Annotated in this window: 12 protein-coding genes; 7 read left to right on the top strand and 5 right to left on the bottom strand. The window is 63.9% G+C overall.

The genetic code is table 11. The features are described 5' to 3' along the window. Nucleotides 1-30 precede the first annotated feature (30 nt). Complete coding sequence (locus pbN1_RS19730) at nt 31-1011, bottom strand: hypothetical protein (protein WP_169201051.1); 981 nt, start codon at nt 1009-1011, stop codon at nt 31-33. A 17-nt stretch (nt 1012-1028) separates the two neighbouring features. After that, nucleotides 1029-1901, bottom strand: a complete 873-nt coding sequence (locus pbN1_RS19725) for a hypothetical protein (protein ID WP_169201050.1) — start codon at nt 1899-1901, stop codon at nt 1029-1031. 144 nt (nt 1902-2045) lie between these two features. Between pbN1_RS19725 and pbN1_RS19720 the strand changes: the two genes are divergently transcribed. Continuing rightward, nucleotides 2046-3371: an IS4 family transposase gene (locus pbN1_RS19720; protein WP_169201049.1), complete on the top strand. Its 1326-nt coding sequence runs from the start codon at nt 2046-2048 to the stop codon at nt 3369-3371. A gap of 116 nt (nt 3372-3487) precedes the next feature. Here the strand turns inward: pbN1_RS19720 and pbN1_RS19715 are convergent, their stop codons facing one another. Further along, a complete protein-coding gene (locus pbN1_RS19715; RefSeq protein WP_169201048.1) occupies nt 3488-4042 on the bottom strand; it encodes a hypothetical protein in 555 nt (184 codons plus the stop codon). Nucleotides 4043-4134: 92 nt separating this feature from the next. Here pbN1_RS19715 and ssb point away from each other — a divergent pair, with 92 nt between their 5' ends. After that, nucleotides 4135-4590 (top strand): single-stranded DNA-binding protein, encoded by a 456-nt coding sequence (gene ssb / locus pbN1_RS19710; protein WP_169201047.1) that lies wholly within the window; start codon nt 4135-4137, stop codon nt 4588-4590. A 238-nt stretch (nt 4591-4828) separates the two neighbouring features. Here the strand turns inward: ssb and pbN1_RS19705 are convergent, their stop codons facing one another. Both pbN1_RS19705 and ppk1 read right to left on the bottom strand, forming a co-directional pair. Beyond that, nucleotides 4829-4981: a hypothetical protein gene (locus pbN1_RS19705; RefSeq protein ID WP_169201046.1), complete on the bottom strand. Its 153-nt coding sequence runs from the start codon at nt 4979-4981 to the stop codon at nt 4829-4831. A gap of 76 nt (nt 4982-5057) precedes the next feature. Further along, complete coding sequence (gene ppk1 / locus pbN1_RS19700) at nt 5058-7139, bottom strand: polyphosphate kinase 1 (RefSeq protein ID WP_169117094.1); 2082 nt, start codon at nt 7137-7139, stop codon at nt 5058-5060. Nucleotides 7140-7333: 194 nt separating this feature from the next. On the opposite strand from ppk1, the gene ppx reads away from it, so the two are divergent. Genes ppx through pbN1_RS19675 form a run of 5 tightly spaced genes read left to right on the top strand, consistent with a single transcriptional unit; the run spans nt 7334 to nt 12333 of the window. Further along, complete coding sequence (ppx, locus tag pbN1_RS19695) at nt 7334-8836, top strand: exopolyphosphatase (protein ID WP_169117095.1); 1503 nt, start codon at nt 7334-7336, stop codon at nt 8834-8836. 9 nt (nt 8837-8845) lie between these two features. Continuing rightward, nucleotides 8846-9970: an MlaE family ABC transporter permease gene (locus tag pbN1_RS19690; protein WP_169201045.1), complete on the top strand. Its 1125-nt coding sequence runs from the start codon at nt 8846-8848 to the stop codon at nt 9968-9970. Continuing rightward, nucleotides 9967-10746: an ABC transporter ATP-binding protein gene (locus pbN1_RS19685; RefSeq protein ID WP_169201044.1), complete on the top strand. Its 780-nt coding sequence runs from the start codon at nt 9967-9969 to the stop codon at nt 10744-10746. The genes pbN1_RS19690 and pbN1_RS19685 overlap by 4 nt, the downstream gene beginning before the upstream one ends. Continuing rightward, on the top strand, nt 10746-11681 hold the full coding sequence (locus tag pbN1_RS19680) for an MlaD family protein (protein ID WP_169117098.1): 936 nt from the start codon (nt 10746-10748) through the stop codon (nt 11679-11681). The genes pbN1_RS19685 and pbN1_RS19680 overlap by 1 nt, the downstream gene beginning before the upstream one ends. 19 nt (nt 11682-11700) lie before the next feature. Beyond that, nucleotides 11701-12333 carry an ABC-type transport auxiliary lipoprotein family protein gene (locus pbN1_RS19675; RefSeq protein WP_169201043.1) on the top strand — a complete coding sequence of 211 codons (633 nt, stop codon included), beginning with the start codon at nt 11701-11703 and terminating at the stop codon, nt 12331-12333. Nucleotides 12334-12367: the final 34 nt, after the last annotated feature.

The following is a 12367-nucleotide window of genomic DNA, read 5'->3' as shown; positions in this document are numbered from 1 at the left end:
ACAAGTCAGCACTGTTAATGCTAGAATGTTTTAAATCACCCCTTCGCCTGTGGATGCCTCAAGATATGCATGAAGTTGCGCAGGCGACTTAAGTTTGACCATGTATTCGCACCCGTGACCATCCATTTTCCAGCGCGGGCAACCCAGAAAATACATATCCATGAGTCGCCCTAAATGTTGATTCTTCTTCCGTAGAACCATCGGCTCGCCGTGAACCGGGCAACGATACGCTTCAACATTCCCACGCAACGCTTTGTCGTTACGAACATCGTCCATCCGGGTAATGACCTGATCTGAATGACCTAAAACAAGCCCTGAAAACTGTGCAGGAGTCAGATCAGAAAATTCTGGGCGTCGTGCGCGAGCAAAGACATCGTAGTCCTGAGGAGCCAACGATTCCCAATGCTCGCAACGATGGCCTACACCGTTCCGAGTCCAGTACCAACCCGTGCATCCCCATCCCATGTCGTGGGCGCCGATTGCCTCGAGGCGACGATTCCACTGCAATTGCATCGGCCAACCACATTTCGGGCACTTTTTCCCGTAGAGGGTTTGGCCGACAGTCGACTGCAGCAAGTGCGTGGTCCGGTCTGAAATGGTCAGCGCATCGTACTCAGATCGATGGTCGTCGGCGATAGACTCAGCGATTCGCTGTTCGTCACTCCCTTGAAGAGCAGCCAGCAGATCACCTCGTCTATAGATCCATTTCTCCTTCTGTGAACGTTCATCGGGAGTAAGGCCCGAACCCCGCGCCCTCATAGCCAGTCGTGCCAATCGGTCATTGATTTCCCGAAGTTCGTCGCGGACATCCGCTGACGAGGTCGATGTTTCCCATCGATCCGCCTGACGACGTTGCCAGTCATCCCGAACCGCTCTGACCGCGGCGGCAATGCGGGGGCGAGCTTCAGCTATGACACGTGCGCCGATGCGAGCCAGTGCGCCGCCACCAGCTATTGCCACCTTGACTGCCCCGACCGCAAGCGTTTCGAGAATGTCAGTAATGATTCCCATCGGAAAATCTCCCGCCGCTATGTTTTCGTGCCGAGAAGTGCCTTAACGCCAGCACCCAGCGCGCCGAATCCATCCACCACCACACCCGTCGTACGCTCTCCGACCGTCGCGACACGCATGGCTGCATCTTTCCCCTCCGCGGCAGCATTTACCGCGAACAACAATTGATGTGCCTCGAGTGGCATTGAGAACGGTAAATCCTTGTAGGCTGCGGGCTGAAGGGTCGCGTCGACCGTGAGATGGTAGGCGATGCCCACGCTCGCGCCAGTCGCAAGTTGATGCGCTAACTGCCCCTTGACTTCAGTCAGACGGTCCCAAAAAGAGCTGCGCTGGCCAACTGGGAGTTTGTCGCAAACCACATCAGCGAGGTCAGCGAGCGAAAGGATCGCGCCCTCCACAACGATGCCGGCAATGATGGAGTGGGTGAACAGCGAGCGGTGGTCGCCGATGCCGAACATTGCGATGTCCGTGTCGGGGATGCCGCCGTTGCCATCCGCGCCCCCCGAACCTGCGAGAAAGCCGAGGGAGAGTGCTAATACCCCAGGCGCGTTGTTCTTTGGGTCGTCGAGCAGGGCCCGGCCGAGGGTTCCGACGGTACACCAAGCGCTTCTGCAAAGATCGAGTGTTCCGTCGATTCCCGATGCAACCCGATGCTCAAGGTGACCACTCAAGCGCCCCTGTTGCCACGCGATCATCGCGCCACGTAACTCGTCCCCGGCCGAATCGGCAACCTGGGTAAGGAGACTCCCAAGGTTCTTCAGACGGCGCTTGCCAATCGTGGGGAGACGCGCGGCTGAAACCTTTCCCCACGCTTGAAGATCACTGGAGCCCGTACGGGACAAGGCGAGCTTAAGTTCGGCAAAAAGTCTTGCATGTTTTTCTTGGTCCATACGGCGTACCCCATTGAAGGCATTCCATTACACACAACGCGAACGTCATTGCGTAAGCTCCTGACCGTTCCGTTCCGTTCCGTTCCGTTCCGTTCCGTTCCGTTCCGTTCCGTTCCGTTCCGTTCCGATCTGACGACACGAATCATGAGCTGGGCTGCCGACGAATTTGAAACCATCGACCTGGGCGACCAACGCCTGAACCGACGTGCCGTGTTGCTGGCCGAACGGCTGGCGGCGCAGCCGACGGCCAGCATTCCTGCGGCCTGTGGCGGCTGGGCGGAGACGCAGGCGGCGTACCGGTTGCTGTCGGATGACGACATCGAATGGGCCGACATCCTGGCGCCGCATCTGACGCAAACCCACGCGCGCATGGCGGCCCACCCGGTCGTGTTGTGCATCCAGGACACGACCGAACTCGACTTCAATGGCCAGGCGATCGAAGGACTGGGACCGCTGTCGTTTGAAGCGCAGCGCGGGATGTATCTGCACCCGACCTACGCCGTGTCGCCTGCGCGCGAGCCCTTGGGCGTGCTCGACGCGTGGATGTGGGCGCGCGAACCCAAGGCCGACGATGGCCCACGCGGCGGCATCACCGAGAGCGTGCGCTGGATCGAAGGCTACGAGCGCATCGCCGAACGGGCGGCCGAGTTGCCCGACACCCGCTTGGTGTATGTCGCGGATCGTGAGGCCGATATCATCGCCTTGATGATGCGTGCCCGCGATCTCGGCTGTCCGGCCGACTGGCTGCTGCGTTCGCAGCACAACCGTGCGCTGCCCGGCGGCGACAAACTCTGGGCCAGCGTCAGGGCCGGTGAGCCGCTCGGTGAAATCCGCTTCACGATCCCTTCTCGCAAAGGGCAGAAGGCGCGCGCGGTGCGACAGCAGGTGTGGTCGTCGCGCGTCACGTTGAAAGCGGGGGAAGGTCGCGTCGAGGCGACCTGCGTCATCGCCTTTGAGATCGGCGCACCAGCGGGCGTGAAGCCGATCGAGTGGCGGCTGCTGAGCAATCGCGAGGCGGCCGGCTTCGAAGCGGCGACTGAACTGATCGACTGGTATCGGGCGCGGTGGGAGATCGAGTTGTTCTTCCACGTGCTCAAGAACGGCTGCAAGGTCGAGGCGCTGCAACTGGCGACGATGCCGCGCCTGGAGCGGGCGCTGACGCTGTTCATGGTGGTGTCGTGGCGCATCGCCCGGCTGATGGGGCTGGGGCGCACGTGCCCCGAGCTGGAAGCCGAGTTGCTGTTCGAACGCGACGAATGGGAGGCTGCCTTCATCCTCAACAAGCGCCGTCCGCCCGAAACGCCGCCGCCGCTCAACGAAGTGATCCGGCTGGTGGCGATGCTCGGCGGCTTTCTCGCGCGCAAGGGCGATGGCGAGCCCGGCGTGAAGACGATCTGGACCGGCCTTCAGCGCGTCATGGACTTCGCGGCAGGGCTCAAATACGCGCGCGGCGATCATGATGACGATTGAGTTGTGTGTAATGGAATGCATTGAAGGAACCGCCTCTACGAGATCATCTGTCGCGTTCACGGCACGAGTAGGGGGCGCAACACGACCGGCAATTCAGACTGGTGCCGCAACAGACATCACGCACCCTCCCACTCCATAATCCGCCTCGCCCCCATATCCCGGCCGAACAGATGCGCGCAGATCATCGCCCGTGTAAACCGCCCCAACGGTACCTGCGCATGATCTGCCCGGCGCTGCAGCCCGTCCTTGATTTTGGCTGGCAGAAACAGCTTCAAGGCAAAGATGTTCTTCCCCATTTCGGGTACTGGCTCGTCGAACTCGGGCCCCGGCTCGTCGGACTCACCGACATCGCCCACTACAGTCATCGCGCTGCCACGCGGTACCGGCTGCGGCTTGTATAGCCCTTCCTGCGCGTCCTGCATGCGGATCAGTTCGTGAATGCCGAACAGGTAGGTCGCGAAGAACTCGGTGAGATATACCGTCATCGACACTCCCATCCGTTCGCAGATCTCCGAAAGCGCCTGCCGCGCCGGGTCCGGTAGCCAGATGCGCAGCTGGGCATCCTGCGTGCTTATCCCGGTGTAGTCGCGCGGCGGAATCAGACCGACCGTCAGCGGCGTGCTTTCGGCGGTCGACTGCCATTGGGCCATGACTTCACGGGCGATGCGCATTTTTCCCCTACGGTTTTCGTTACCCCTTTTCGATTATGCACATAGATTCTGCTCAGCGACAGGATGATTGGCAGGAACGGAAGGGGATGGATATGGCGTCAGTGAACAAGGTGTTGTTGGTCGGCAAACTCGGCGCAGACCCGGAGCTTAGGCTTAGCGCAGGCGGCGAGGCGGTGTGCACGCTGCGATTGGCGACGACAGAGCGGTACCGGGACCGCAACGGGGAGCAGAAGGAGGCGACGGAGTGGCACCGGGTGGCGCTATTCGGGCGCCTGGCCGAAGTCGCCGGCGAGTATCTGCGCAAGGGCGCGGCAGTGTTTGTCGAGGGCAGCGTCAGAACGCGCAAGTGGCAGGACGCGGGCGGGCAGGACCGCTACACGACTGAAGTTGTCGGACAGGAGATGAAGATGCTCGGTCGGGCAGCGCAAGGGGGTGACAATCAGGAACCAAGGAAGGAGACGGCAGCCTCCTCGCGCGTAGCGGCGCCCAAGGCCCCGCGTAACAAGCCCGATTTCGGCGTATTCGACGAATTGGATGTGCCGTTCTGATGCAAGTGAGGGTTAGTCAATTCGCTCTACTCTTTCGCAGGAGGCATTCGCGCTGAGCGTCGATCGGACCTATGTTTCGCTGCTCGAACGCGGTGTCGCCAACCCATCTTTGATAAGGCGCTCGGCGACGAGCCGACGCTCGCTCTTCGCCGGATTGGCGCCTCATGAGCAATCGGCTGCTCCATCAGACTTTTTAGTAATTGCCCTGAGCGACCGTTGGGCTGAGACGGAACGCGCCCTACTTCGCGCGCGGCTTTTGAGTCTTATCCTTTTCTGCGAGAAGTCTTGAGGCTTTGAAGCCCAGTTGCGAGCTCGCCGCGCAGAGAAACGTGCTAATTCGGCCGGACAACGCCTTAAGCCACGAGGTCAGCAGAAGGACTTCTTCCGACATGATCGGGTCTCCTGTCCTCAGGTAATAACGTAGTGCATACGTTTTCATTACCTCGCTTGACTCGCAAAGCGGCGCGTCAGCGGCTTGCCGACAGTTCCGTGAGCAGGATCATCTGCGCGGCCCGGCGCACGCCGCGCGGCGTCTTGCGGCGATAGCGCCCGTCTTCGAGCATCTCCCAGGCCTGGCAGTTGTCGCCGAGGTAGGCGCGCAGGCCTTCCTTGATCACGCGCCGTTTCAGGCGCTGGTCGAGCACCGGAAACGCGATCTCGATGCGACCGAAGAAATTGCGGTCCATCCAGTCGGCACTCGACAGGTAAACCTGGTCTTCGCCATCGGCGCGGAAATAGAAAATCCGATGGTGTTCGAGGAAGCGGCCGATGACCGAGCGCACGCGGATATTCTCAGACAGCCCGGCGACGCCCGGCCGCAGCGCGCACGGCCCGCGCACGATCAGGTCGATGTCGACGCCGGCCTGCGAGGCGGCATAGAGCGCCTCGATCGTTTCCGGTTCGAGCAGCGCGTTCATCTTCACCATGATGTGGGCGCGGCGACCCGCCCGCGCGAGTTCTGCCTCGGCGTTGATCGCGGCGACGACGTTCGACTGCAGCGCGAACGGCGCCTGCCACAGATGCTTCAGCGTGCTCGCCTTGCCCAGCCCGGTAAGCTGCTTGAAGACTTCGGCGACGTCCTGGCCGATCTCCTCGTTGCACGTGAGCAGGCCGAAGTCGGTGTAGAAGCGTGTCGTGCGTGGATGGTAATTGCCGGTGCCCATGTGCACGTAGCGGCGCAGCCCGTCTTCTTCCCGGCGGACCAGCATCAGCAGTTTTGCGTGGGTCTTGTAGCCAAACACGCCGTAGACGACGTGAGCACCGACTTCTTCAAGGCGATTTGCCCAGTTGATGTTCGCCTCTTCGTCGAAGCGTGCCATCAGTTCGAGCACGACGGTTACTTCCTTGCCTTTCTGCGCGGCGCGCACGAGATGTTCCATCAGCACGGAATCGGTCCCGGTGCGATACACCGTCATCTTGATCGCCAGCACCTGCGGGTCGTCGGCCGCTGCCCGCAGCAGGTCGATCACCGGCGTGAAGCTCTGGAACGGGTGGTGCAGCAGCACGTCCTGCTTGCGGATCGCGTCGAAGATCTCGCGGCCTTTTTCGAGCGTTTTCGGCAGGCCCGGCAGGAAAGGCGGGTAATTCAGGTCGGGACGGTTCACCCAGTCCGTCACCTGCATCAGGCGCACCAGGTTGACGATGCCCGGCATGCTGTAGAGATCCTTGGGGCCGAGCCGGAAGTGCTGCAGCAGGAACGCCGCCATTTTTTCCGAGCAGTTGTCGGCAATCTCCAGCCGCACGGCGTCGCCGAAGTGACGCTGCTGCAGTTCGCCTTTCAGCGATACGCGCAGGTCCTTGACTTCTTCTTCGTCGACGAACAGGTCGGAGTTGCGCGTGACGCGGAACTGATAGCAGCCCAGCACGCGCATCCCGGAGAACAGCTCGCCGACATGCGCATGCAGGACCGACGACAGGAAGACGAAGGTGTATTCGTGCTCGCAGATTTCGCGCGGCAGCCGGATCACCCGCGGTAACGCGCGCGGCGCCTGGACGATCGCCGTGCCGGAATCGCGGCCGAAGGCGTCGAGCCCTTCGAGTTCGACGGCGAAATTCAGGCTCTTGTTGAGCACGCGCGGAAACGGATGCGCCGGATCGAGGCCGATCGGAGTGAGTACCGGAATCACTTCGCGCAGGAAATAATCGCGCACCCACGCGCGCTGGGCGTCGGTCCACAGGTGCCGGCGCGGGAACACGATGCTTTCGGCTTCGAGCGCCGGCAGGATGTCTTCGTTGAGCAGTTCGTACTGCTGGGCGATGATGCTGTGGACCTCGAGGCTGACGCGGTCGAGCAACTCGGTCGGCAGCAGGCCGTCATTGCCCGCGGTACGGCTGCCGAGGCGGATCTGTTCCTTGATGCCGGACACCCGGATTTCGAAGAATTCGTCGAGATTGCTCGAGACGATGCACAGGAAGCGCAAGCGCTCGAGCAGCGGAACGGTGTGATCGGCCGCCTGGGCCAGCACCCGGCGCTGGAACTGGAGAAGAGACAGCTCCCGATTGATGAAATGCTCGGTGGGGAAAAGCTGGCTTAGTGGGGGCCTGTGCATGGGTCTCATTATGGCTGGGGGTGTGCCTGCCGCGATTATGTGACAAATGTGTTGCAAATGCATGAACGTGCGCCGGCAGCCATGACAATCGCGAATTCACGCGGAACCCTCGCCCGCATCGGGCGCAGCTTGTGCCGCGGGGCCGGGTGGTAGAATGTCGGCCACTTCGACCTGCGCGATTGCGTGCCTACACGATGATGCAAGAACTGATCGCAGCGATCGACCTCGGTTCCAACAGTTTCCGGCTCCAGGTGGGCCGGATCGTCAATGATCAGATCTATCCGCTCGACGGACTCAAGGAAGCGGTCCGCCTCGCCGCCGGCCTGTCGGCAGACAAGCTGCTCGATGTCGCGGCCCAGCAGCGCGGTCTGATCGCGCTGCAACGCTTCAACGAGCGTCTGCGCGGTTTTCCGCCCGACGCGGTACGGGCGGTGGCGACCAACACGCTGCGAGTGGCGAAGAACTCGCCCGAGTTCCTCCTTCGTGCCGAAGCGGCGCTCGGGGTGCCGATCGAGGTGATCGCGGGGCGCGAAGAAGCACGCCTGATCTACGTCGGGGTCGCGCATACGCTGCCCGACCCGCACCGCCAGCAGCTCGTCGTCGATATCGGCGGCGGGTCGACCGAATTCATCATCGGCAAGAGCTTCGAGCCGATCCATCTCGAGTCCCTCTACATGGGCTGCGTGAGCTTCAGCCTGCAGTACTTTCCGGGCGGGCGGATCGACAAGCGCGGCTTGCGGGAAGCCGAACTGGCGGCCCGGCGCGAGCTCCAGGCGATCGCCCATTCGTACCGCGAGACCGGATGGGAAGTGGCCGTCGGGTCGAGCGGATCGGCCAAGGCGCTCGTCGAGATTCTCGAGCAGAACGGATTCTCGGAAAGCGGGATCACGCGCGACGGACTGGAGCGGCTGAAAGCGGCGATGCTGCGGGCCGGCAGCATCGATCGCGCCGATCTGGCGGGCCTCAAGGGCGATCGCCTGCCGGTGCTGCTCGGCGGGCTCTCGATCATGTCGGCGGTGTTCAAGGAGTTCGACCTCGAGCACATGGTGTTTTCGGAAGGGGCGTTGCGTCTGGGCGTGCTCTACGATCTGCTCGGCCGCTACCACCACCACGACTTGCGCGATGCGACCGTCAACGCGTTCGTGACTCGTTATGGAACGGATCGCAAGCAGGGTGCCAGCGTTGCCGACACTGCTTCCCACCTGCTGTCGCGCCTGGTTCCCGAAGCTGCCGAAAGCGACCACCCGGACCGCCGCTTCCTGCGCTGGGCGGCGATGCTCCACGAAGTCGGGGTTTCGGTCGCGCACTCCAGCTACCACAAGCACAGCGCCTATATCCTCGCTAATGCCGACATGCCGGGCTTCTCGCGCATGGATCAGGGCCGCCTGGCGCGGATCGTGCTAGCGCATCGCGGAAAACTGGAACGGGTGGCGGCGATCGATCCCGAAAGCCGCGACTGGCTGCTGATCGTGTGCCTGCGCCTCGCGGTGATCGTCCATCGCGCCCGCGACGGACGCGGCATCCCGCCGATCGACATTGAACGCGACGGGCGCGGCTTCATCGTCACCGCTCGCGACGGCTGGCTGCAGAAGCTACCGCTGACCGCGGCTGCGATCGAGGAAGAGCAGCGGCAGTGGCTGTCGGTCGGACGCAGCCTCGTGCTGCGCACGCCGCCCGGCCGGGCGCTGGTCGCCTGACGCCGGATCGTGCGCGCGCCCACCGCAAGCTGCGGGCCGTCGGCCGGAAGTGGTGCGAGGCCCGAGTGCCGGCTGGAGGGTGACTGGACGCTGCGCGCGCTCGCACCGCGCGCCGACGAATTCCGCCGCCTGCTTGCCCGTGCCGGGCAGGGCGCCAGCTGGAAACTCGACGGCGTAACGCGCCTCGACAGCTTCGGCGCGACGCTGTTGTGGCACGCGTGGCGCGAACAGTGGCCCGAGGATCTGAGCGCGGACGACGAGCTGCGCGCGGTGATCGGCCGCATCGCGGCGACGGCCGCCGAGCCCTTGCCCGAAGCGCGGGCCTTCACGCTGACCGACGCCATCGTCGCGCTCGGCGCGGCGCTCCTGGGTTTTGCCAATCATCTCGCCGGATTCGTGCGACTGGCGGGACAGCTGTGCCTGGACATCGCGTATCTGCTGCGCCACCCGAGCGACTGGCCGCTGCGCGAAATTTCGGCGAATCTCTACAAGGTCGGCGCCAAGGCCACGCCGGTCGCAGCGCTCGTCGGCTTTCTGATCGGCGTGGTGTTGTCTTACCTTTCGGCGCTGCAACTGCGGGCTTTCGGCGCGGACATCTACATCGTCAACATCCTCGGCCTCGGCATTGTCCGCGAACTCGGACCGGTCCTCGTTTCGGTGCTGGTGGCCGGGCGCTCGGGGTCGGCGATGACCGCACAGCTCGGCGTGATGCGCGTGACCGAGGAGCTCGATGCGCTGTCGGCGATGGGCATTTCGCGCACGGTGCGCCTGGTCTTGCCGAAAGTGGTCGCGCTGACGGTGGCGATGCCCTTGCTCGTGCTGTGGACATCGGCCGTCGCGCTGTTCGGCGGTATGGTGTCGGCATGGGTGCAACTCGATCTCGGCTTTGGTTTTTTCCTCGACACGCTGCCGCGCGTCGTACCCGTTGCGAACCTCTACATCGGACTCGCGAAGGGCGCGGTTTTCGGCTTGTCCATCGCGCTCGTGGCCTGTCATTTCGGCCTGCGCGTGCGGCCGAATACGGAGAGCCTGTCGGCCAACACGACCGCGTCGGTGGTCTCGGCGATCACCGTCGTGATCCTCATCGACGCGGTGTTCGCGATTGCGACGCGTTCGATCGGAGTGCCCGGATGAGCGGCGCACCAGTCATCGAGCTGCGCGGCATCGTCACCCGCTTCGGGAGCAATCTCGTGCACGACGGAATCAACCTGTCAGTGGCCCGCGGCGAAGTCGTGGCTCTCGTCGGCGGGTCCGGCAGCGGCAAGACGACGCTGCTGCGGCACATGATCGGGCTGACGCGCCCGGCGCGCGGGGAGGTTTCGCTGTTCGGCGAGCCGCTGTTCTCGGGCAGCCTTCGCGAGCAGCGGGCGCGGCGGCGGCGCTTCGGCGTGCTGTTCCAGCACGGGGCGCTGTTCTCGGCGCTGAACGTCGCCGAGAACATCGGGTTTCCGCTGCGCGAACTGCATGTTGTGACGCCGAAGGAGATCCGCGATCTGGTTGCGCTGAAGCTCGCGATGGTCGAGCTCGAACCGTCGACCGCGCTATTGATGCCCGCCGAACTGTCGGGCGGCATGGTGAAGCGCGTCGCGCTCGCCCGTGCGCTGGCGCTGGAACCCGAATTGCTGCTGCTCGACGAGCCTACCGCCGGGCTCGATCCGGACCGGAGCGCGGCGTTCGTCGAACTCGTCCGCTCGCTGCAGGCCCAGCTTGGGCTGACGGTGGTGCTGGTGACGCACGACATCGACACCCTGGCGGCACTGTCGTCGAAGGTGGCGATCCTCGCGGAACGGCGCATTCTCAGCTACGCCTCACAGGAGAAAACGATGGAACTTGATCATCCTTTCGTCGCGAGCTTTTTCCGTGGCGAATTCGGCAGGCGGGCAATCGCACGGAGCAGGGGGGGAACCTGATGGAAAACCGCGCTCACGCGCTCGCCGCCGGAGTGTTCGCGCTGCTGCTCGGTGCTGCACTGGTCCTCGCGCTGTGGTGGTTCTCCGACGGGCGGCAGCCGACACGGGATTACGTTCTCGAATCGCGCGGCAGCGTCACCGGCCTGAACGTCGAAGGACAGGTGCGCTATCGCGGCATGCCGGCTGGCAAGGTGACCGATATCCGGATCGATCCGCAGGACTCCTCAAAGATCCTCGTTGACATCCGCATCCGCGAGGATCTGCCGATCACCCGCGGCACGCGTGCGCGCCTGGGCTACCAGGGCGTGACGGGGATCGCGTACGTGCAGCTCGACGACAGCGGCGAGAACCCGGTGCCGTTGACCGGCGACCCGCCCCGGCTGGTGCTGGAGCCGGGCCTGATGGAGCAGCTGACCGACAGCACGCTGGATGCGATGAGGCGGGTGACGATGATCGCCGACCAGCTCGCGCAATTCCTCAGCGACGACAACCTCGGACGGCTGCGCAACACATTGCAGCGTCTGGATTCGGCCGCGGCCGGGATCGACCGCACCTTTGCCGACGCGCCCGCAACGCTCGAGGCGATCCGCTCCGCACTGAACCAGGACAATCTGAAGAAATTCGCCGCGACACTCGCGAACCTCGAGCAGGCAAGCGGCGACGTCGTGCCGGCGGTCGCCGAAATGCGCGCGCTGATGGCGCGCCTGCAGTCGACAGCGGAGAACCTCGACGCGGCGACGGCCGCGACCGGCGAAGGGCTGATCGACAACACGCTGCCCCAGCTCAATGCGCTGCTGAAAGAGCTGACCGGAACCTCGCGCCGGCTCGGAAGCCTGATCGAAGAGGTCCAGGCGTCGCCGCAGATGCTGTTGAGCGGCCGCTCGCGCCGCCCTCCGGGCCCCGGCGAGGACGGGTTCGAACCGGAACGGAAATGACCGGACAGGAAACTGCGCAATGTTGATGTCTATGAAGGCAGGACGATCGGGTCTGCTCGTGCTGGCGCTCGCGGCGGCCCTGGGAGGATGCGGCAACCTCGGCGTGCCGGCCGAGCGCTTCACTTTTTTCGACCTGGGGCTCGCGGAGCCGGTCGAGCCGGCGCTGGAATTCCCGCCGGCGCGCGTCGAAGTGCGTGCGCCGTCATGGTTGTCGACCGGCGCGATGCAGTACCGGATCGATTATCGACAACCGGCGCAGCGGGAAGCGTATTCCGAGACGCGCTGGGTCGCGGAGCCGGCCGAAATGCTGCGCGTTGCACTCGACCGCGCCCTGACGGCGAACCGGAGCGCCGACGGTGAATGTCGATTGCATGTCGAGCTGGACGAATTCGTGCAGGTGTTCGACAGTGAACAAAGCAGCCACGCGAAGATTGTCGCCCGTGCTGCGCTCCTCGTCCCGCGCAGCGACGCCGAACTGTCGCATCGCACGCTCGTCGTCAGCGAACCGGCGCCAACCCCGGATGCGGCCGGCGGCGTGATCGCCTTCCGGCGGGCCGTGCAGCGGCTGGCGTATGACGTTTCGATCTGGCTGGCGAGCCTTGACCCTGAAAGGGCACAGGGATTGAATACTCCAGGACGCTGCAGGCGCTAGCGGCCAGCGTCCACCTCACTGCAATAATCATGAC

This window comes from Aromatoleum bremense, assembly GCF_017894365.1.
GTDB lineage: Bacteria > Pseudomonadota > Gammaproteobacteria > Burkholderiales > Rhodocyclaceae > Aromatoleum > Aromatoleum bremense.
This window is presented reverse-complemented; position numbering and strand designations above follow the sequence as displayed.